The organism is Streptomyces sp. NPDC020362, assembly GCF_040642095.1.
Taxonomy (GTDB): domain Bacteria; phylum Actinomycetota; class Actinomycetes; order Streptomycetales; family Streptomycetaceae; genus Streptomyces.
The window spans coordinates 1-19,758 of sequence record NZ_JBFAET010000166.1; the positions used below are offsets into that span (position 1 = coordinate 1).

Genomic DNA, 19,758 nt, shown 5'->3' on the forward strand with positions numbered 1-19,758 from the left:
CTGTCCGCCTTATTGTTGAAACCCACTTATATCAGCCAAAAAAACCGCTTTTCCACCCACGTCGACAAAACCCCCACCGTGGGCCCCCACACCCCACCGCCGGGTCGACCGTGCAATCCTGTCAGCGGACCGGTGTCCCGCCGAGGACACCGTTCGCGCACGAGCCGGTCGTCTCGTGGTAATCGCGCGGCCGCGGGACGACGCCGTCGTTCGGTGTGCAGGGACACGAGCGCGAGGCGACCGGAACGTCACTACGTCCACGGTTCCATGCGAGGTTCCGGTTCACACAGTCTGCTCCCGCGGACACGGGCAACCGGCCTGGCCGCCACACCGGTTGGCCGTCATCTCGGTGCTCGGTTCATGAAAGGGCTTTCGGACCGCCGAGCCGCAGCCGCAGTGCGGGTCCGTATTGACGGCAAGTGTGTGCTGGGGCAGGAGTTGACCGGTCCCGGCCCTTTGGCCATTGCGTGCCCGGTGAGTTCCGGGAACGCCGTGCCACCGACGGGCGCCCGCGGCGTCTGCTGGATGGGGCGCCGGAGCGGCTCCACGAGAAACGAGAACCGGCTGGCGCTCACGGCTGGAGATGACCGCCGGGCACTGCGCTTGCGGCTTTCAACGCTTTGGCCGCCGCCGCGGTGCCGGAATGGCAAGCGCGTGGCTACCGCTCGGCTCCGCTTCGACCGCTACGGGCTCCGCATTGAGGATTGTCCGCTGCCGCGCGGCGAGCAGGCCAGCACCAGGCACGCCGAGCGGACACGTGACGACTGCCCGGACGCACCATCTTGACTGCGGCGGCCGCGGGCGGTTGAGACCCTGAGCATGGTCTGAGCCCAGCAGTTCTGGGTGGATGATGACCGAGTACAGCTGTGGAAGCCGAAAGCCCAGGCCACGACGGCGGCCGCAGCGAAGGCGATCCGCACCTTGAGCAAGCGCGGCGAGCCCATCACCTTCCGGGCCGTACAGCGCGAGGCCGGCTCTCGCACCCGTACCTCTCATAACCGCCCGGCCTGTGTGGTTGCATCGAACACATGCAGTCGGAAGCCCAAAGAGGCAGACTTCAGCCGCCCGCAGTGGGGCACCGTTCAGGTCGCCACCGACACGCTGTGATGTGTGTCGCAGTGCACCGTTGAACGCTCGGCCTCCCGGTCTCCGTGTGACATGTGTCAGTCGATGGAGATGGAGCGGGCGGATGGCGTTCTTACGGTCTCGTGCCCAAGGGGCTGAGAGTCACGAGGCTCTGATTCATATCCTGTATGCCGAGCACGGCAAGGCCCTGCTGGCATACGCGACCCGGTTGACCGGAGACCGAATGGCTGCCGAGGACGTGGTCCAGGAAACACTGATCCGGGCTTGGCGCCATCCTGAGGTCATCACCGATCCCCAGGGGTCGCTGCGCGCCTGGCTGTTCACGGTGACCCGCAACATCGTCACCGACCGGTTCCGCGCCAAGGCGGCGCGGCCGAACGAAGTCGCCGAGACTGAGTCGACGGTCGTGGCCCAGCCGGACCACGCCGACATGGTCGTCACCTCCGTGGTGCTCATGGACGCACTCGAGCAGCTCACCCCCGAGCACCGTGCCGTCCTGGTCGAGGTCTACTACCGCGGACGCACCGCATCCGAAGCGGCCGGCTTGCTGGGAATCCCGGAGGGTACGGTTAAGTCACGGACTCATCACGCCCTCAAGGCACTGCGCAAGCTGTATACCAGAACATCCGGCAACGGGGTCGAAACCGGGGAGGCGGTGGCGTGACCACGAACCACTTGGACAGCGAACGACTGGGCGCATATGTGCTGGGCACGCTCGCCACGGAGGAGAACACAGAGGTCGAGGAACACAACGCCCGGTGTGAGGCGTGCCGGACAGAGGTGGCGGAGTTACGGGAGATCGAGGCAGTACTGGGCGAGGTGCCGCCGGAGGCCTTTCTGGTGGGACCGCCCGAGGGCGGGGAGATGATGCTCCGGCGCACGCTGCGGCAGGCCCGCGACGAACAGGCCGCAGCCCGACGACGGCGACTGCTCACGGCCGGGCTGGGGGCGGTGGCGTCCGCCGCAATCCTGTTCCTCGGGGGCTATGCGGCAGCCGGCCATGCCTCGTCCTACGGCGTGGCCCGCCCCCCGGTTGCGTCGGCCACGCCCACACAACCGGGAACCGACGTCCAGGTCGCCTCGGCTGCGGACGCGCGCACCGGGGCGAAGATGACGGTGCGGGTCACTCCGGCGACCGGCTGGATCCGGCTGAACGCCACCGTCAGCGGAGTGCCGGCCGGTGAACACTGCCGTCTGGTGGTCGTCGCAAAGGGAGGCGAACGGCAGAACGCGGGCAGTTGGGTGACTTCCTTAAACGCCGCAGGGACGAAGAGCGGGGGTTCCCACCTCAACGGGTCCGCCTCCATAGCGCTGGAGAATCTCAAGTCCGTCGTCGTAGAGAATGAGCAGGGCAAACAGTACGTCTCCGTCAGATTTTGATGGGACGTCAGGTTCGATCAGTCGGGCCACGACGGTGGCGCAGCCATGCCCGCGCCCAGGCCGGGGTCGGTTCGAAGTGGATGGCCAGCCTAACTGGCTCCAACAAAAGCGGGTTGATCATGTGACTGTCGGCTTGATCATTCGTTGATGTGGTCATGAGGAAGCGTCAGTCGCGGCCGTGGATCGTGTCGGACGAACTGTGGTCGCTCATCGAGCCGTTGCTGCCCGAGCCGCCGCCGAAGCAGGTGGAAGGACGGCCGCGGGTGCCCGATCGGCAGGCCCTGTGCGGGATCCTGTTCGTCCTGCACACCGGCATCCAGTGGGAGTACCTGCCCCAGGAGCTCGGCTTCGGCTCGGGCATGACCTGCTGGCGCCGCCTCGCGGCCTGGAACCAGGCCGGTGTCTGGGAACAGCTCCACCAGTTGCTGCTGAACAAGCTGCGGTCGAAGAAGCAGCTGGACTGGTCCCGGGCGGTGATCGACTCCTCCCACGTCCGGGCCGCACGCAGGGGCCCAAAAGCGGACCCAGCCCGGTCGACCGCGCACGCCCGGGCAGCAAGCACCACATCATCACCGACGGGCAGGGCATCCCGCTCGCGGTGTCGCTGACCGGCGGAAACCGCAACGACGTTACGCAACTGCTGCCGCTGTTGGACAAGATCCCGGCCGTGGCCGGAGTCGTCGGCCGGCCGCGCAGGCGGCCCGACATGCTCTTCGCCGACCGCGGCTACGACCACGACAAGTACCGCCGGCTCCTGCGGCAGCGCGGGATCCTCCCGGTGATCGCCGAACGAGGCCAGCCGCACGGCACCGGCCTGGGCACATTCCGCTGGGTGGTCGAGCGCACGATCGCCTGGCTGCACGGATTCCGCCGCCTGCGGATCCGCTGGGAACGACGCGACGACATTCACGAAGCCTTCCTCGGCCTCGCCACCTGCCTCATCACACACCGCCACGTCCAACGCCTTTGTTAGGACCTCTAAGCGCTCCTCGACGAGCGCGAGCCGTATCGCGTCCAGCCGGGCGCGCTGCTGTTTTGGCCCGTTCCCCCTCCTGCCGCTCACCCAAGGAGTTGCGAAGACGCCAGGCGTAGGTGCGCACGGAGGAGACCGCGGTGTCCGGTGCCGCCGCGCCCCAAACGGTCTCGACGACCCCGTCGACCGAGACGGCACAGCTCGCTCGCAGGAGCAGGCAGACGAGCACGGCCTGCTGTTGCGGCGGTCCGACGCCGAGCTCCGATTACCCGAGACACGCTCGCGTGTGGCCGAGTAACTGATAGCGAATATCTGCTGCCATATCAATCTCCGCATGTCCGGACAGCCTTCTTGACCTGCTTCGTCGTGCTGCGTCGTCAATGGCAGGGCTTCGGTCGGCGCCCTAGTGCCCCGGCAGGCAACGTTTGCCCGTGAAGGAGCGGCGTCCGGTGCGTGCTCTCGGCGTGCCGGCCGGAAGTCCTCGTACTGGATGTACTTGGGCTTTCGGCCGGTGCGGCGAGAGGGCGTGCCGGGCGTCGCGACGGGGCGAACGTTGCCTGTTGGGGCACTAGTTTCTTGGTTGTTGGCGAAGGCGGGACAGAGCTGCATGGAATGAGCACGTGGCGGCGCGCGATGCCCGGTGGTCGTGATCTTGCAAGACTTGCCCGGACGAGCGGATGCCGGCCGGTGCAGGAGAAGCGGACGTGGGGCACCGTGTCCTGTCGTCGAAGGCTTTCCCGATGCGGGCGGATCAGGGCTGGGTGTGCTGCCTGGTCAGTTGGCGCCCAGGGCGTTGCGCAGGACGGTGACGGCCTGGGTGATGGCGGCCTCGGCGGCGTGGGTGCCGCGCAGGGTGTTGAGCATGACGAAATCGTGGATGATGCCCTGGTAGCGCACCGCGGTCACCGGGACGCCGGCCTGGCGGAGCTTGTCGGCGTACGCCTCGCCCTCGTCGCGCAGCACGTCGGCCTCGGCCGTGATGATCAGGGCCGGGGGCAGGCCTTCGAGCTGTTCGGGAATGGCGCGCAGCGGTGAGGCGGTGATCTCGGCGCGTTGCCCGGCGTCGGTGGTGTACTGGTCCCAGAACCACTTCATGGCGTCCCGGCGCAGGAAGTAGCCCTCGGCGAACTGGTGGTAGGAGCCGGTGTCGAAGCTCGCGTCGGTGACCGGGTAGAAGAGCACCTGCTGCACCAGCGGCACATCCCCGCGCTCCTTCGCCATGAGCGTCAGGGCGGCGGCCATGTTGCCGCCCACGGAGTCGCCGGCCACGGCGATGCGGGTGGAGTCGAGGTTTCTTGGCGGCGCCGTCGGTGACCACCCAGCGGGCGACGGTGTAGTTCTGCTCGACGGCGACCGGGTACCGGGCCTCGGGGGAAAGGTCGTACTCGGGGAAGACGACCGCGGCACCGGTGCCGACCGCCAGTTCGCGCACCAGCCGGTCGTGGGTGTGGGCGTTGCCGAACACCCATCCGGCACCGTGGATGTAGATGATCACCGGCAGCGCGCCCTCGGCGCCGGCAGGCCGGACGATGCGGGTCTGCACCGATCCGGTGGGGCCGCCGGGGACGGTCACCCACTCCTCGTCGATCTCCGGCTTGCCGATCTCACCGGACTGCACCTGGTCGACGGTCTTGCGGCTACAGGGAACGGATGGTCACCGCATGCTGTCGCCGGGGGGCCGTGCCCGAACTGTGGGATCGATTGCACGTGGTGCTGCTGTGAGAGCTGCGGTCGTAGAACAAGTTGGACTGGTCGCTGGCGGTGATCGCCTCCTCCCCCGTGCGGGCGGCCCGACGGGGCCAAAAAGGCGTTCGCAGCCTGCCCGGCCGGGCAGTAAACACCACGTTCTCACCGACAGGCAGGGCATCCCGCTCGCGGTGTCACTGACCGGCGAAAACACGTGTCGGACGTACATTCGCCCATCGGCGCCATGGTCATCGCCGGTTGTTCTCCGACCGCTTGTTCTGCTCCGCGTTCTTCCTCGAGAGCTCCGCGCGCTCTTCGTTAGTCAGGCTTGTGATCGCGTCCATCACTTGCTTCCCCTCTCCCGACGCTGCGCCACGTCCATGTCCAGGTCCGAGTCGGTTCTGCCGAACGAGCATGCGATTCTGTGGTGCGCCAGGTCCTCCGTGCAGTCCCGGACAGCCCCGCCGGCTTGAGACCACCAGGGCTGTCGTCGTCCTGGCTGTCTGGACGGCCAGCCACGGCTTCCTCTCCGTCCCCTCACGCTCTGGTGTGAGTGGGGAGAGGGGCACCGCGGCAGATCGTCAGGCAGCCGGGTCGTAAGCCGGACTGCCCTCGCGGATCAGATAGTCGGACTTCGTCCAGACCGAACCGGCCACGCACGGCCCGCGTTCGGAACCAGCACATCGCGGACGATCAGTCACCACCTCGCACAGCGGTGCCGTAGGAGGTTCGTGGGCCTTCTCCGAGTCGCGGATGAGCACGAGAACCTCGAAGGCGCCGTCACTGTTCTGGTGGATGGCACCCGGCAGTCGCGGTCCGATCCGCTCGTCAGTGACCTGGGCAGCGCCTCCATGGTCATCGGGTCCGACTCCTACGCCGACGGCTGAAGTTGACGGTGCCGAATGGTGAGTCCTGAGCGCGGGTGGCACAGTGCCGAAACCAGTCCGGCTCGGCGACCTCGGCCAGCCAGTCAGTCACGACGATGCGGTACTGCTGCCAGAGCGTCCATCGCACATCTCACTTCCCGCCGGAGGAGAACCGGTCGCTGACGAAGCTGTAGACCCTTTTGGCACCCGCTCCCAGGTGTGGCCCCGCAAGCCAAGCGTTGTCGGCCGGGCCAATGGAGGTGTCACTGACTAGGGCGAGCGCGCCGTCAGCGTTCTCGGCGAACCAGCCACCGCCCGAGGAGCCGCCGGTCATGGTGCATCCGATCCGGTAGAGCGTGGGCTGGTCGGCGTTGACCGACAGCCGCCCCGGTCGATCCTGACAGGAGAACATCCGTTCGCCATCGAACGGTGACGCGGCCGGGTAGCCCCACGCCTTGATTGCCGGGATCCGTGTCGCCGAAGGCGCGTCAAACCACACGGGCGCCGCCTGCCCGATCGTCTCCTGCAGGGAAGTCGCGCCGCTGTCCGGCCTGCGCACGTGCAGTACGGCGAAGTCGAACGCTGCGCCGGCGCCTCCGGACGGGCCGCCCTGTTCGATCCACTGGGAAGATGTTTCGGCATAGTCCGCCCACCATGTACCGAACGGCGCGACCTGCCCCTGGCTCGCGTTGCCTCTTGCCGCACCCTCCAGTCCCTCGTTGTTGTATGACGGCACGAAGACTATGTGGCGGAACCATGTGCCGTTGGCCCCCGCGTGCACACAGTGGCCCGCTGTCCACACCAGACTGGACGCACCGGGACGGGCGGGGTCCGTGACCGCTGACCCGGAGCAGACACGAGGTCCGTCAGGGGTATCGAAGAAGAGCTTTCCGATAACTGCCGCGTTGTCACGGTACGGCGTCTTCTCGGACACCGCGGGTACCGCTTTGGGCTCAGGGTCCGAGACTCCGGCGTCCCCACCCAAGTTGTTCGCCACCGGGTCGTCGATACTCTCCGCCTCCGCCATCCGGTCCGGTGTCCACAGGCCGGGGACCACTGGGTTGGAGAAGGCAGACAACTTGTGCTTGGCCTGGGTGCAGTTGGCCATCAGGAGCATGACCAGAACCGTGAGGCCGGCGAATACCCACGGCGACTGGCGTGACGAGTGCATCGGGGGGCACCTCTCTGGCGACGGATGCTCCAGGGTGGGGGGTAAGGACGACAGCCCTGTCCCGCTCACCCTGGAGTGAGCCGTTGACCGTAGGGCCTCAGTTGAAGAAGCGGATGGACTTGACCTGGCTGAGACCGATGCTGGAGAGGTCAGCCACGCTCTTGTCGACGATCACCGACTTGCCCGTGCAGTTGTCGCCCTCCCAGATCTTGGCGAAGCCACTGATCTGCAGCGCCCCTGAGAAACGGACGGCCATACAGCCCGGGCCGGCCACGCCCTGGGAGGGGTCACCGAAGTTCGGGCTGTTGAAGAAGGTGGCGGAGGTCGCCGGAGGGGACGTCGGGCTGGCAGAAGTCCCTGTCTGACCGCCGCCGGTGCTGCCTGCCTTCTGGCCATCGGGAGTGACTCCGAACCAGGTGCCGCCCACGCCCTGTCCGTTGGTGTCGCCCGGCTTCAGGTCCTTGCTGAAGAGGTAGACCGGCCAGCCACCGATGGTCACCTGGAAGGCACCGTCCCGCTGGATGAAGCCGACCGACGACTTCGGCACTCCGTCCAGGAAGACCCGCCCGCCCTTGGCGACCAGGTAAGGCGGCCAGGTGGTCGCGCAATCACCGAAGCAGTTTGACTTCGATGGATTCGCGGTGTCCTTGTCGAACCGGTACAGAGTGAACCCTGCCCCGTTTTTCACCACCGGATTCAGCGCACCCGCCTTACCGGCCGACAATTGCACCCAGTTACGGGCCACCGGCTTCTTCGCCGCGGCCGCGGGTGCGGCACCAGCAGCGAAGTCGCCGGTATTGGCGCCGACGTTGTTCTGGCTCGCTGTGCCGGACCGGAAAGCAAGGCCAGCCCCGGCGGCAGCGGAAGAGGACGACTGGCTGGAGTCAGCCTTTCCTTCATCGTGACTACAGGCCGACAGCAGTAGAACACCCAGTGCGGCACAAGAAGCAAACACGGCACGTGCACGGAACATCGAGAGAACCCCCCGAGGGATAGATGATTGCTCGCTGCGGAGATTGCGAAGCGATTTCACTCTTGACACGGAGTCCGGCCACGGCGGGGTTCACTACGCACCGCTTGGAGACACAACCGTGACTTTTGACATCCGAAATGACACGAGGACGCGCTACTGCGTGATCCTCTCGCCTGTGGGCCCCACGGCGAACCACGTCCCCCCGACGCCTTGGCCGTTGAGGTCGCCCGGCTTGGCGTCGCCAGAGAAGCGGTACACGGGCCACCCGCCAACCGTGATCTGAATCTGGCCGTCCTGGCGGCGGACGGCCCCGACTTGGTTGTGCTTCACCCCGGCCAAGTAGACCTTGCCGCCGTTCTGGATGGTCACGGGCGGCCATTTCGTGGCGCAGGCGTCATTGCAGTTCGACCGTGACGGCTGGGCGGTGTCCTCATCGAAGCGGTACAGCGTCGCCTGGTTGATATTGATCAGTTGCGGTGAGCCGAGCGTCGGCGTTGTCACCGCCGACATCTGGATCCAGCGGGGCGGAGCCTCCTGAAGCGCGGCGCCAACGACGGTGCCGCCATTACCGGTCTGGCCGGCTTCCTGCGCCGAGGTGTCGACGACCTGCAGCGCGCTGTTCCTCGTGTTCCCGCTCGGCGACGCGTCCGGCGAGGGCGTCGCCGCGGGCGCCGAGGAAGCCGTACTCGGACTGGCGTCGCCGATCTGGATGGTCTTGCCACAGGCAGCCAAGCCCGCCACGCCGCACAGGACCAGAGCGGACGCAACGACGGTGCGGTGGACGGGGCGGCGTGCGGTGATGCCACGGGACAGCAGACCGGTACGAAGCGATGTCATGCCTGCAACACGAGGCAGGAGGCAGCAAAGGTTCGACGCAGTTGGTGAACGTTTTAGAAAAGGGACCGCGCGTGGTGAACGTTCCGGCCCGTCGGATACATGTCGTACGCGGAGGCAGGCCTCACCGCGCCGCAAGCGAGAGGGCTCGAATGGCTTCAGACACCAACATACCCTGAGACGAACTCCAGCAGGCCCGGGACATGTTGGGCTTCGTGCACGACTTCATCGACATCGCACACAACACGTTCCACTTCAAGGCGGCATTCGGCCCCGAGTTAAGGGCTGCTTCTCGGATCAGGTGCGTAGTCAGATGAGGACGGCTGCGAGGTTGGCGTTGCCAAGGTAGACGCAGGCCCGCTTGTCGTGGCCTCGTGGCGACTGCCCGGAATTGGTTGATCCGGTTCACGGCTCATTTGATCGACCACCTCCACCGCCCGGTTGACCGGGTACCGGAGCACTGGATCGCGACGAACAGCGACGACTCACCTTTCGGGATCACCGTGGGTTCGCCGCGGCGTTCGAGGGCCGCCGCATGTCCGTTCCAGAACCGCTTGCTCGGCATCCGCGAGGGCTTCTGCCATCACTCCTCTCGGCCCGCCCGCGGGTAGCCTCATCCGGTTTGAGGTAGTTCCTGAACAGCACCTGTTCCGTGTTGCTCTCGGCGGAGAACGGTAGATGCCCCCCGAGCTGCTTGGTGCGCCGGGCATCGACACTCATCTTGATCCGGTTGAAAAGTGATCTTGAGCGGGTGTGGGCCACTGATGGCGGGGATTGCGTCTAGCTTCTCGGCCGTGTTGGGCTTCTCCGTCACCGGCTCGGGCGGAGGATCCGCACACACCGGCTCGGCCCGGGTCGCTGCCCACCGGGACAGCTCCATATTCGCCCCATGACGAAGGCTGAACTCGAACGGAGCCCAGTGCTCACCCTGGTCACTCCGTTGGTAGCCGGTGTTCGAGAAACCACACAGATGCGGACGAGCCGCAGAACCCGCGGCTGCGGGCGGTCAGCTCCAGTAGCAGAAGATAGAGGCCACCGGGCGTGTGCGACTCACGCTCCTTCGGCTCGATCTCCCAGGTCACCGTCTCGGTCCAGCGATTGTTCCCGTGTCGGCGCTTGAGCACCACGACCTCGACTGCGCGGCCCTCCAAAATCCGGTGCGGTGCCGGCAGTTCATGAGAGTCTCCCCGTTACGCTCGGTCACCACAGCCAGCAAGACCATCAGCCGAGCCAAGTCGCGCCAGGTCGGGAACGACTGAGAGGCGAGTTCCGTCCGCTGGACGAAGCGCTGTGCAAAGAGGCCGACCTGCAACCATAGAACATCACTGGTCTCGGCGATGCTTGACAGGACCCTCGGCTTGCTGCCTCGCCGGGCGGGACAACCCGACTGGATCGTTGGGCAGTTAGCGTACGAGCTTCTTGGCCGCGCGGATCCGGCGGACGATGTGGGGGATGTCCGCCCTCGCCACGGCGGTCAACCGGTCGAGTTCACCGTTCGAGTAGCCACTGCCCCTGTCGCGTCGACACGGTTCAGGCGTCTGGTGAGGGCATCGAAGGCGTCAACGGGTAGCTCGCGGTGCAGGCAGCGGTCCCTGAACTGGTTCTGCAGCTCACTCAGGTCCGCATTCCGCGTACCCGATGCCGAGTCTGGTCGGGCATAGACAGCATCGACATGAGCTCGGGTCAGCTCGCCAGGAACACTTGGCCCCGCTTCCACCGTCGACAAAATGTGGGCCCATTTCCTGACCGGATGCCAGGCGCCGTCAGCACCCGTCAGCGTGCGCCCCCGCTCGGCCCGATCCGCAAGGCCAGGGCCTCAGCCAGCAGCGGATGCCCAGCCCGGCAGCGGAAGAGTGCCGAGGCCAAAGCTCCCTCGGCGGCCATAGTCCCCGTGGAAGTCGACCATCAGCACCCTGAAGGGCCGTCACGGACTGGCGATGGCGCCTTCGTAACCGTTCCTTGAGAAGATGTGCAGGTCTACCGTGGCCCTTTGAGCTCGGGGGTTGAGACAGGGCCATTGATGAGAAAATCCCCTGAACGCCAGACGGCCGTGTGGCCTGTGCTGGTGTCAGCCGTTGCATAGCGGCGGTGGCGGCGCGCGGATTCTGACTGCGTGCGAGCGGCTGCGAGGAGGAGGGCGTCACGGGGGCAGGAGGCTTCCAAAACCCAGGTCTGTGTGCCGTGGACAGGGGTATCGCCGACGAGACGGTGGGTGGGGAAGGTTACCGACCACAGGGGCATGGTGTCATGTCCTCATATTCACGGTCGCATAAATGAATCGGCTGGTGTAGGCGGTGGAGCGCGGGGATGAGCGAATGCGGAGCGGAGGGGCAGGGGATGCTGCCCCGCCCCTCGGCTCCTGACATGGTGATCTTCCTGACCGCTGTACCGCTCAGGCTCTGTTGTGAGTCGTCCTGCGGCGCACCGCGACCACGGCGCCTGCGCCCAGGACGGCGGCGGCAGCCACAGTCCACGGGAGCCACGACTCCGCGCCCGACCCTTCATCCTGGGTGGCCGCCGCCGGCTTGGGAGCAGCGGCGCCAGTCGGCGTCGGCTGCGCGGCCGCTTCGTGCCGGGCTTGCTCGGCCTTCGCTGCAGCGGCGTCCAGGACGAGTACGGGCGTAGGGAAGTCCGGCTCCTCGGCGCCCGTCTGCCGCTCGTTCCAGTTCACCACCGACCCATCGGAGTACGTCTGGGCCACGTCGAAGGCGATACTCGCCTCCTTCGGGAGCGGCCCCACCCGTACGTCGAAGTAACGGTGTTCGTCGGGCTTGAGCTCGTGGCCCGCCGTGGCTGTCCACATGACCTGGGTCGCCCCGTCCTCAGGAGACGGCATTTCCTTCCCTGTCCAGCCGAAGGCCGGTGGGACATCGGTGGGTGTGACCCCCTTTGGAAGGGTGACGTCGACGCGGACGGTTGTGGCGTCTGCTTTCTCGGAGGGGACCCTGAACCGGAGGGTGGCCGGGCTACCCTCCTTGGCGCCGTCGGAAAATACCCGCACGTGTGCCGAGGCGGGCCCAGCGAGGAGGAAGAGTGCTGCCGCGGCCGTTCCCAGCACTGCCGCCGCTCGGTGTGCGCGCCGGCTGGAGCGAATGCGAGGTGGGCTTGTCATGGTGGCGTGAGGCCTTTCAGCAGCAGTCGCAGTACAGGAGGTCGGCAGCCTCGACGGCACTGTCCGAGCCCGGGTGCATGGAGGCGACCGCGGAGGACATCCGAGCCAGTGTCTGTGCGGTGGCCTTGCCTTCGGAGACGAGGGAGATACTCACGCCGGCGAAGTCGGCGAAGGCCAGGACCTGGGGGGCATTGCCCGAGGAGTCCGTGGTGAAGGACAGCAGAGGGGTCTTACTGCCGTCCTTCTGGACGGCGTACGCCTGGTAGGTGGTGGTCGGCTGAAGGCCGCGGGCCTGGAGTTGGATCATGTCGAGTCCGCTGACGGGCCGGACCGTGGCTTCCAGTTGTCGGCCCTTGTCATCGGGGCGCATGGTCTCGCCTGCCGTTCCGTCGGGCAGGGTGGTGGACACGTTGCGGGGTGCGTTGCCGAGGCCCTGGCGTCCGAGGTTGGCGGCGGATCCGGTGGGCGCTGCGTTGGGCACGTACACCAGGGCCTGGGGCTCCTGGCCGACGCCGACTGTGTCGATGACTTTGTTGGTGGCGGTGTCGATGACGTCGACGGCGTCGGACTTCTCCATGCCCACGTACATGCGGGTGCCGTCTCCACTGGGCCAGATGCCGTGCGGTGCGTGGCCCGTGTCCTGGATGCGGGTCACGAGCTCGGGTGTGCCGCTGGGGTTGCGGCGATAGACGAGGGTCTCGTCGAGGCCGCCTACGGTCAGGTAGGCGAACGAACCCTTCCTTGTATTGGCGAAGTTGGGGTGGTTGGTGTCCGGTCCGGTTTTCAGTACGGCCGTGACCTTGCGGTGCTTGAGGTCAATGACGCTGGTCAGGCCAGCGCGCTTGTGCGGGGCCCACAGCTCCGTGCCGTCGGGCGAGATCGCCTCGTCGGAGGAGAAGATGTCGCCGAGGCCCTTGATGGTGTAGAGGACCTCGTGGGTACGCACGTCGACCGCGGTGATCTCGGGCGCGCTGGTGTGGTTGATATACGCGGTCCTGCCGTCGGGGCTGATGACGACCTTGGAGGGTCCGGTGCCCACCTTGATGTTCGTGAGCACACCGCCGTGCACCGCGTCGACGACGGTGACGGTGTCCCGGCCGCGGTCGGCGACCCAGAACTGCTTGCCGTCTGCGGTGAAGGTGCCTTCGTGCGAGGCACGGCCGACATCGGTCTCGTTGATCACCTTGTTGGTGGCGGTGTCGATGATGTCGACGGTGTTGCTCGTGACACTCACCACGCCTAGGCGCTTGTTGTCACGGGAGAAGGCGAGACCGTGCACGCCGACGTTGTTGGTGTACTGCGGGCTGAGGGCAGCGCCGAGACGCTGGGCACCGAGGGCGATCGTTCCGAGCGTCTTGTTGGTGGACGGGTCGACGACCGTGACCGTGTTGGATGTCTGGTCGGCGGTGTAGACGCGGTCACGGCCCGATATCGGCACGGACGCCGACGTGCCGTCACCTGCGATGGTCCTCACTCCGCTGTGCCGACCGGTGGCCGGGTGCGACGGTTCGGCCCGGGCGACGCTCACCACTCCGAGGGCCGTGCCGACGATGCCGGTCAGTACCGCGCCGGCACCCGCAGCCTTTCTGATCGAAATCACTAACAAACCTCCACATAAGGGGCACCTGTGAGGTGCGCTGAGAAAGGGGCAGGCATGCAACCGGCCCTTGTTCGGGGGTAGTCGGGGACGGGGCAGGATGGCGCCCCGTGTCAGGAACTGCGATGCGGTCCCACTGGGGCCTGGGCGACGAAGCGCCCGTCCGCGTCCTGGACGTACAGCGTGGTGATGGTGTTTTTGCTCATGGCGGTGGTCAGGCGGATGCGCATTGGGGCATCGCTCTGCCCACTCGCCTGCACGCTGCCGGCCTGCACCCGGTCGCCACGGGCGTTGCCTGTCATGAGCCGGTAGGTGCCGCCGTCCCGTAGCCCGGACAACGACACAGGGATCTCAGTGCCCCAGGGCCGCGAGATCATCTCACCGTCCTGTGCGACACGGACCGAGGCGACGGATGTGTGGGTGTCGTTGCCTGAGGTCGCCACGACGGTCACGAAGCCTGCGCACGCCGCAAGCGCCACGGACGCGATTCCGGCCGCTACCCGGCGCCGGATGCGTCCCCGCGGCTGCGACGGCGCAACGGCGGATGCCCGGTTGACGTCAGGGAGGGCGGACGGGACACGGAGGGAGTCCGCACGCTCGAATGTCCGCACCACCCGGCGCACTCCTTCTGCTTCCTCTGAGCACCCCTCGCACGACGCCACATGGCGGGCGAGAGAAGCGGGCAGCGGCTTGCCCAGCAGCAGGAGTTCGGTGACCTCCTCGCGGATCGCAATGCAGAAGTCGTTCATGGTGCCAGCCATCCGTTCTCGTCGAGAATGCCACGCAGCCTACGGATGCCGTGGTACAGGCGGCTGCGGGCGCTGGAAGCCGGGATGCCCAACTCGTCGGCCAGGTCGGCGCAGGTCCTGCCCAGGAAGTACACCTCGATGATCACTTGTCGGTGCTCGGGGCATAGACGGTCCAGCGCTTCACGCAGCTCTATACGCGCAAGCAACTGGTCATACGGATCAATACCCGCAGCCGCCTTGTCCCACCCCGCCTCCTCCGCATGGGCCACGGCCGGCCGGACCTCCCGCCGTCGGTGTGCGTCCACAATCACGTTGCGGGCGATGGTGTACAACCAGGTCCGCAGGCTCCCCCTCCTGCTGTCGAAGGAATCCGAGGCTCGCCAGGCCCGCAGGAATACCTCCTGCACGACCTCCTCCGCCAACTGGGGGTCACCAAGCGCGTTACGGGCGAAGCCCAGTAGTTCGCCGCCGTACTCGCGATAGGCAGCCCGCACCCCCTCTTCGCTGCCCAACGACGCGTCTTCGGCCTTCTTCCGTCGTACGCGCCACATCCGGACGCCCACTATGGGCGCCTGTCGTTTCCGGCATGCCACGCGTTCATCCGACAGCCTCCGATCTCACCATGCGTGATTTGCGCGAGGGGATACGCGGGCGAGGGTGGCAGTGTTGATGACAGATGATGTGACCTAAAACACACCATGCGGGTTGGCGTCAAGCGGCGGCCGTGCGACCTGTTTTACACACGGAAGCGACCACATGATCAGGAAGCCCCTCACTCGCATTCGGTGGCGAAGGAGCGTGATGGGGGTCGTTGACATTCACGTGGATGATGTCAATTTCGGCGTCAACTGGTTGGGGCTGACAACTGCCTCCGGTCCTCCGAGGGAGGCACGGCAGTGCCAGACCTTACGGGGCAAGCACGTCGCACCGGACGGCACAAGGAGGAACAGTGGCAGAGCCACTGCTAGAAGCACGTGGGCTGATTAAGACGTACGAGCATGTCCAGGCACTGCGGCGGGCGAACTTCAGGGTGTACGCGAGCGAAGTGGTGGCACTGATCAGCAACTAAGGATTCGGCAAGTCGACCCCGGCCAAGACACTCGCCGGGGCGATCAGCCCGGATGGCGCCGAGTTCCAGCTGGACGGCAGGCCGGTCTCGTTCCTCGATCCGGCGAGCCACCAGGCGCTCGGCAGCGAGACCAACTATCAGGATCGGGAACTCGGCGGCCACGTACCCCCATGCCAAGATCGACGACGTGCGCCAGGTTGGTGACACGACCCAGGGCTGCGGCCTCCGCGGTCGACGATGAGCTGTCCGCCGAACTCTGCTTGGTCGGCATCTCCACCGCCATCCCGCCGCGCGATGAAGGGGTCCGCACTGGCCTGAAGAACACGGGATCCATGGCGCCGCCCAGGCGGTCCCCTTCGGCGTCGGCGCCCAGAAAGGTCCAGGCGCTGGACAACGGCGCAGGTCGACGCACTCATCTCGCAGTAACCGTACCGGGATCCGTCAACACGAGGTGGCTGACCAACACGCTAGTGCTGTGACCGCATAGACACCTGAGCAATGCTCAGAACCTGTGGATCGGCTCGGTGAGGGCGCACCCTCCCGAGTGATCGATTCGAAGGTCACTGAGTAGGCCGGCGTTGGCGCGTCGGCTGGAGGGCACGCCCATGCTTACCGTAGTTGATGCCGCCGGAACGACGCCGAACGGCTTCCTGATCGACGAGATCGTCCGGGAGGGCGCCCGGCGGATGCTGGCTGCCGCGCTGGAAGCGGAGGTGAACGGCTATCTCGCTGACCTGGTCGACCAGCGTGACGAGCGTGGTCGCCGTCTGGTCGTGCGCAACGGTTTCCACGCAGAGCGGACGATAGCCACCTCGGCCGGGCCGGTGCAGGTGAAAGCGCCGCGAGTGAACGACCGGCGGATCGATGCCGAGACCGGGGAGCGCAAACGGTTCTCCTCAGCGATCCTGCCGCCGTGGGCCCGCAAGACCCCGAAGATATCGGAGGTGCTGCCGCTGCTGTACCTGCACGGCCTGTCCACCGGCGACTTCGTCCCGGCACTGGAACAGTTCCTCGGCTCGGCCGCCGGGCTGTCGTCGGCGACCGTGTCGCGGCTGACCGCGCAGTGGAGCGACGATCACAAAGCGTTCCAGAAACGGGACTGACGAAGACCGACTTCGTCTACGTGTGGGCCGACGGCGTGCACCTGAAGGTGCGCCTGGACGAGGCCAAGGCATGCGTGCTGGTCATGGTCGGTGTCCGCGCCGACGGCAGCAAGGAGCTGATAGCCCTGGACGAGGGCTACCGGGAGTCTGGCGAATCGTGGGCGAACCTGCTGCGTGACTGCTCCCGGCGCGGCATGCGGGCTCCGGTGCTCGCGGTCGGCGACGGCGCGCTGGGGTTCTGGAAGGCGCTACGCGAGGTGTTCCCCGAGACCCGCGAGCAGAGGTGCTGGGTGCACAAAACGGCCAATGTGCTCGACGCCCTCCCGAAGTCGGCGCAGCCGGCGGCGAAGAACGCCATCGCAGACATCTACAACGTCGAGGACAAAAGCCAGGCCAAGGCCGCCGTTAAGGCGTTCGCCCGGCAGTACGGCGCGAAGTTCCCCAAGGCCGCGGCGAAGATCGTCGACGACGAGGACGTGCTGCTAGCGTTCTACGACTACCCGGCCGAACACTGGATCCACCTGCGCACCACGAACCCCATCGAGTCCACCTTCGCCACCGTCCGGCTGCGCACTAAGGTCACCCGCGGCGCCGGGTCCCGCTCGGCCGCCCTGGCCATGACGTCCAAGCTCATCGAATCCGCGCAAGACCGCTGGCGCGCGGTCAACGCTCCCCACCTGGTCGCCCTCGTGCGGGCCGGAGCCCGCTTCGACAAGGGCGTCCTTGTCGAACGCGAGGAGATGACAGCAGCCTGAGCTACGTCCCGATCGCAGGACTCGGCAGCTGCGCGTTCACGACCGGCCTCATGCGGACGGTCGGCCTCGTCCCAGCAGTCCGCCCAGTTCGGCAGCCAGAGCGACCGAAGCCTCGATCTCGACCCTGCGGATCGACACGCTCTCCACGAGGAACCCGAACGGCATGCCGAGTTTGCGGCAGAAGGCAATCAAGTCGCGGGCGTTCGCCAGACAGTGCTGGTAGGACTCGGCCAGCGTGTCGTCCGCGTGGCGCAGAGAGTTCTCCAGCCAGCGTGGGACGTCCACGCCGAGCCACTTGAGGAACGCCAGCGTCTTCACCGACCCGCACACCGAGAGCGTGAACAGGACGGGCTTGGGTTCCAGCTGCCGCTCGCGGCAAGCGTAGTAGTAGTCGGAGACCATGGTCTTGGCCGCGTCGGCGTTGTAGATGACCTGCGAGATGAAGTACGCGCATCCCGCCTGCTGCTTGGCGAGCAGCCGCTGATGCTCCTCGGGGCGTTCGGTGATGGCGACGCCGCCGAGCAGCAGGTCCGGACGGGCGTCAAGGCGCAGGGCCTGCGCCTCGGACAAGCCGGTCCGCACCGCCTTGCCCTTCGAGGACGCGCCGACGAAGACGGAGAGCACGCGGTCGGTGTCGGCCATCTGCAGCCAGGTCCGCAGCTCCGCCTCGGTGTACTTGCCGACGCACCGGTAGATGACCGCGGGGCGGTTCCACCCGCCGAGGTACTCCGCGTGATACACGGCGGGATCGATCGTCGGTAGATACGGAAAAGGCCGCTCCGCCGGATTGCGGTCGCTCTCATCGGCGATGTCGTACAGCGCCAGACCGTCCACATCGAGGAAGTCCAACCGCGCCAAGGTGGCCGCGGTGATCTCCCGGATCCGCTCGGGCGTGGTGCTCAGCCGCGGCGGCGTGATACCGAACAGCAGGACACCACCCTCGGCACCGGCCACCAGCATCCGGTCGGCTGTGCTGTCGCCACGGTCCACCATGACGCGGAAGCTAGCAGCTCATCCACCGACAACGGGCAAAGCGCCAGTCTGTGAGACGGAACACGGCTCGTCGTCATCGCATCTGACGATGCGATCGACGCCCGGCAGTGAGGGGGCGATCAGATCCACAGGATTTGACAATTGCTCGTAGACACCTCAGACGATTGTCATGTCAAGCGGCAACCGGGAGTTCAGTGGGGAAGGCCGTGCTCTCATCGAACAGTGTGTGGTTCTGGAAGCAGTGGTAGAGCTGGCCGATCATGCAGTCGAACAGGTTGCGCTCTGTGGCGGCATGCCAGTCTCCGTGGTTGTCGTGCCGCCTGCGGTAGTGAGCCTAACGACCTCGTGCACGGTTGGCCGTGGCACGTCGAGGGTGGCGGAGCTGGCGGTGTTCACCTTTGAAGGCCACGGGAAAGGGTGGCGATCTGCTGGTGTGAGAGCTGTCCGGCGACGGCTTGGACGATGTCACTCATGTGTTCGCGTCGGCCATGGTGGCGGGCGAGAGCCCGCCAGCTTTTGAGGTGTGCGATGCCGTGCTCGACGCGGATGCGCAGTGAGGAGTGCGCCTTGCGCTGTAGTTCGTGCCGCTCCTCGTACCAGGCGGGAGCGTTCTTCTTGAACTTGCGATGTGGTGGCGTCACCACGCGTCCGCCGGTCTGCGCGCCCATGCCCTGGTAACCGGCGTCCGCGAGGATCTCCATGAACGGGCTGTCGGCCAGGAGCTCGGCCAGTCCGAGCTGTCGGGCCTGGGTGATGTCGGCACAGCTGCCCGGCCGGACCGGGCAGCAGAACAGCACGCGCCCCTCGGTATCTGTGAGGACCATGGACTTCACGGCGTTCTGCTTGGTCTTGCCGGAGACGAACTTGTCCCGGTCCTTGCGGCCCGTGGCCGGGCGCCGCACACGGATCTCCGTGCCGTCGATGATCCCGGTCTGACCGTCGGCACCCAGGTGGTCGATGACCTCGGCGAGGGTGCCCAGCCGCAGGCCCGGCGCGACGGTACAGCCCCGCTGCGCGAGCAGGGGCCGCACCTCGCCGATGGCACGGGTGATGGTGGAGCGGTCCACTCCGAACCAGCACGCCAGTACGTCATGAGTGGTGCCATGGCGCAGACTCACCAGTGTGGCCAGCAGTCGGTCGACGAAAACGAACTTGTGCTTCGCCCCGGCTCCTACAGCCCGCCGCCGCGGCCGAGCCGTCAGACGTGCCTGATGCCGTTCGTGCCACAACGGCCCTACCTCAGCAACGAGTTCAGCGAGCACCGTCGGCGACAGCCCGGTGACCCGGTACTCCGCAACGATCAACTCACGCGCCCCAGCCCCCATCATGCCCAGCTCAACGAGCTACCTGGACGCCGAGCCACGGCCAACCGTGCACGAGGTCGTTAGGCGCCGGGTGAGGCAGTGATCGC

13 protein-coding genes and 3 pseudogenes are annotated in these 19,758 nt (G+C 66.7%); 5 read left to right on the forward strand and 11 right to left on the reverse strand.

Annotation, left to right across the window (positions count from 1 at the left end; translation table 11 throughout):
- The first annotated feature begins 1,189 nt into the window (after positions 1-1,189).
- The 3 genes from AB0H32_RS36790 to AB0H32_RS36800 all read left to right on the forward strand — a co-directional run bounded on the left by AB0H32_RS36790 (position 1,190) and on the right by AB0H32_RS36800 (position 3,439).
- On the forward strand, positions 1,190-1,750 hold the full coding sequence (locus AB0H32_RS36790; RefSeq protein WP_361130195.1) for a sigma-70 family RNA polymerase sigma factor: 561 nt from the start codon (positions 1,190-1,192) through the stop codon (positions 1,748-1,750).
- Positions 1,747-2,466, forward strand: a complete 720-nt coding sequence (locus tag AB0H32_RS36795; protein WP_361130198.1) for a zf-HC2 domain-containing protein — start codon at positions 1,747-1,749, stop codon at positions 2,464-2,466. Before AB0H32_RS36790 ends, AB0H32_RS36795 begins: the two co-directional genes overlap by 4 nt.
- Before the next feature lie 155 nt (positions 2,467-2,621).
- A protein-coding gene (locus tag AB0H32_RS36800; RefSeq protein ID WP_361130200.1) for an IS5 family transposase occupies positions 2,622-3,439 on the forward strand; the annotation gives its coding sequence in 2 pieces (ribosomal slippage) (positions 2,622-2,973 and positions 2,973-3,439; 819 coding nt in all).
- A 774-nt stretch (positions 3,440-4,213) separates the two neighbouring features.
- Here the strand turns inward: AB0H32_RS36800 and AB0H32_RS36805 are convergent.
- Positions 4,214-5,075: pseudogene (locus AB0H32_RS36805) on the reverse strand (alpha/beta hydrolase); the annotation flags it as partial.
- Between the two features lie 781 nt (positions 5,076-5,856).
- Here AB0H32_RS36805 and AB0H32_RS36810 point away from each other — a divergent pair.
- Entirely contained in the window at positions 5,857-6,012 is a 156-nt protein-coding gene (locus AB0H32_RS36810; protein ID WP_361130203.1) for a hypothetical protein, read from the forward strand.
- Between the two features lie 130 nt (positions 6,013-6,142).
- On the opposite strand, the gene AB0H32_RS36815 is transcribed toward AB0H32_RS36810, so the two are convergent.
- The 7 genes from AB0H32_RS36815 to AB0H32_RS36845 form a co-directional block, all read right to left on the reverse strand.
- Complete coding sequence (locus AB0H32_RS36815) at positions 6,143-7,162, reverse strand: hypothetical protein (RefSeq protein WP_361130204.1); 1,020 nt, start codon at positions 7,160-7,162, stop codon at positions 6,143-6,145.
- Between the two features lie 97 nt (positions 7,163-7,259).
- A complete protein-coding gene (locus tag AB0H32_RS36820) occupies positions 7,260-8,135 on the reverse strand; it encodes a hypothetical protein (RefSeq protein WP_361130206.1) in 876 nt (291 codons plus the stop codon).
- Between the two features lie 153 nt (positions 8,136-8,288).
- On the reverse strand, positions 8,289-8,972 hold the full coding sequence (locus AB0H32_RS36825) for a hypothetical protein (RefSeq protein WP_361130208.1): 684 nt from the start codon (positions 8,970-8,972) through the stop codon (positions 8,289-8,291).
- A gap of 2,389 nt (positions 8,973-11,361) precedes the next feature.
- Positions 11,362-12,081, reverse strand: a complete 720-nt coding sequence (locus AB0H32_RS36830) for a DUF1775 domain-containing protein (protein ID WP_361130210.1) — start codon at positions 12,079-12,081, stop codon at positions 11,362-11,364.
- A 16-nt stretch (positions 12,082-12,097) separates the two neighbouring features.
- On the reverse strand, positions 12,098-13,681 hold the full coding sequence (locus AB0H32_RS36835) for a beta-propeller fold lactonase family protein (protein WP_361130213.1): 1,584 nt from the start codon (positions 13,679-13,681) through the stop codon (positions 12,098-12,100).
- A 110-nt stretch (positions 13,682-13,791) separates the two neighbouring features.
- The gene (locus AB0H32_RS36840) at positions 13,792-14,439 is read right to left on the reverse strand and encodes a hypothetical protein (RefSeq protein ID WP_361130215.1); all 648 of its coding nucleotides are present in this window, start codon (positions 14,437-14,439) and stop codon (positions 13,792-13,794) included.
- Complete coding sequence (locus AB0H32_RS36845) at positions 14,424-14,978, reverse strand: sigma-70 family RNA polymerase sigma factor (protein ID WP_361130218.1); 555 nt, start codon at positions 14,976-14,978, stop codon at positions 14,424-14,426. Before AB0H32_RS36845 ends, AB0H32_RS36840 begins: the two co-directional genes overlap by 16 nt.
- Before the next feature lie 1,123 nt (positions 14,979-16,101).
- Here AB0H32_RS36845 and AB0H32_RS36850 point away from each other — a divergent pair.
- Positions 16,102-17,354, forward strand: a pseudogene (locus AB0H32_RS36850) (IS256 family transposase).
- 48 nt (positions 17,355-17,402) lie between these two features.
- On the opposite strand, the gene AB0H32_RS36855 reads toward AB0H32_RS36850, so the two are convergent.
- The 3 genes and pseudogenes from AB0H32_RS36855 to AB0H32_RS36865 form a co-directional block, all read right to left on the reverse strand.
- Positions 17,403-18,347 (reverse strand): 5,10-methylenetetrahydrofolate reductase, encoded by a 945-nt coding sequence (locus AB0H32_RS36855; RefSeq protein ID WP_361130221.1) that lies wholly within the window; start codon positions 18,345-18,347, stop codon positions 17,403-17,405.
- A gap of 172 nt (positions 18,348-18,519) precedes the next feature.
- Positions 18,520-18,681 (reverse strand): annotated as a pseudogene (locus AB0H32_RS36860) (IS110 family transposase); the annotation flags it as partial.
- A 58-nt stretch (positions 18,682-18,739) separates the two neighbouring features.
- Positions 18,740-19,675 carry a transposase family protein gene (locus tag AB0H32_RS36865; protein ID WP_361130224.1) on the reverse strand — a complete coding sequence of 312 codons (936 nt, stop codon included), beginning with the start codon at positions 19,673-19,675 and terminating at the stop codon, positions 18,740-18,742.
- Positions 19,676-19,758 lie beyond the last annotated feature (83 nt).

Coding starts and splice junctions, on each gene's coding strand:
- AB0H32_RS36830 (WP_361130210.1), bottom strand. CDS start 12,081: ATGACAAGCCCACCTCGCATTCGCTCCAGCCGGCGCGCACACCGAGCG.
- AB0H32_RS36790 (WP_361130195.1), top strand. CDS start 1,190: ATGGCGTTCTTACGGTCTCGTGCCCAAGGGGCTGAGAGTCACGAGGCT.
- AB0H32_RS36845 (WP_361130218.1), bottom strand. CDS start 14,978: ATGTGGCGCGTACGACGGAAGAAGGCCGAAGACGCGTCGTTGGGCAGC.
- AB0H32_RS36840 (WP_361130215.1), bottom strand. CDS start 14,439: ATGGCTGGCACCATGAACGACTTCTGCATTGCGATCCGCGAGGAGGTC.
- AB0H32_RS36820 (WP_361130206.1), bottom strand. CDS start 8,135: ATGTTCCGTGCACGTGCCGTGTTTGCTTCTTGTGCCGCACTGGGTGTT.
- AB0H32_RS36815 (WP_361130204.1), bottom strand. CDS start 7,162: ATGCACTCGTCACGCCAGTCGCCGTGGGTATTCGCCGGCCTCACGGTT.
- AB0H32_RS36825 (WP_361130208.1), bottom strand. CDS start 8,972: ATGACATCGCTTCGTACCGGTCTGCTGTCCCGTGGCATCACCGCACGC.
- AB0H32_RS36855 (WP_361130221.1), bottom strand. CDS start 18,347: ATGGTGGACCGTGGCGACAGCACAGCCGACCGGATGCTGGTGGCCGGT.
- AB0H32_RS36865 (WP_361130224.1), bottom strand. CDS start 19,675: ATGATGGGGGCTGGGGCGCGTGAGTTGATCGTTGCGGAGTACCGGGTC.